Here is a 611-nt window from a genome sequence, read left to right as displayed (position 1 = left end):
CCCGCCACCAGTCCGTCGGCGAGCGGACCGTTGTAGTGCGTACAATGCGCGTCAACCGCAAAAATCTCCGCCCCGCGGCGCACAAGCAGCACCTGCGCATCGCCGCAATGGCCGACCAGCTTGCTGTCGTCAGCAAGATCGGCAAGTCTGATGCCCCGCGCCAGATCAGGCCCAGTCATGCTTCTGTGCTCAGCAGCCATCTGTTTCTCCTTGACTATCGAGATGGCGGCCGCTGCGAGGGCTGAAAGCGACTCTGCGGGTCCCGGCCTTTGATCTCACCAGCCAGTTTGTTGCCGCTGCGTCTGTTAAGCAAACGAATTTAATCGCCCGTTGAGTGCAGTTTTTCTGCAGGATCGCTCATGACAAGCGGCAACAGGGACATCTAGAGAATGGCTTGCCCAGTCCTGCCCCAGTCGACAAGGAAGGATGCCAGTCCCTTCTCTGTGAGCGGGTGTTTGGCAAGATTCCTAAGCACTCCCGGTGGCACCGTCGCAATATCGGCGCCCGCCATTGCAGCCTGCGTGACATGCAGCGGCGTGCGGATTGAGGACGCCAGAATTTTCGTATTGAAGGATTTGTCATTGTTGTAGACCGCCCGGATTTCCCGAACG

2 protein-coding genes are annotated in these 611 nt (G+C 58.8%); both read right to left on the bottom strand.

Features of this window, described 5'->3' with window-relative positions; all coding sequences use genetic code 11:
• The coding region (locus tag N181_RS31600) for a Rieske 2Fe-2S domain-containing protein (protein ID WP_155621612.1) at window positions 1-200 on the bottom strand (200 nt) is incomplete at its 3' end.
• A gap of 182 nt (window positions 201-382) precedes the next feature.
• Window positions 383-611, bottom strand: a 229-nt coding sequence (locus N181_RS12255; RefSeq protein WP_280938363.1) for a transaldolase family protein, incomplete at its 5' end; no start/stop codon positions are given.

It is taken from the genome of Sinorhizobium fredii USDA 205 (genome assembly GCF_001461695.1).
Lineage (GTDB): Bacteria > Pseudomonadota > Alphaproteobacteria > Rhizobiales > Rhizobiaceae > Sinorhizobium > Sinorhizobium fredii.
Note: the sequence above shows the minus strand (reverse complement) of the source record. Positions and strands in the feature narration are given on the sequence as shown.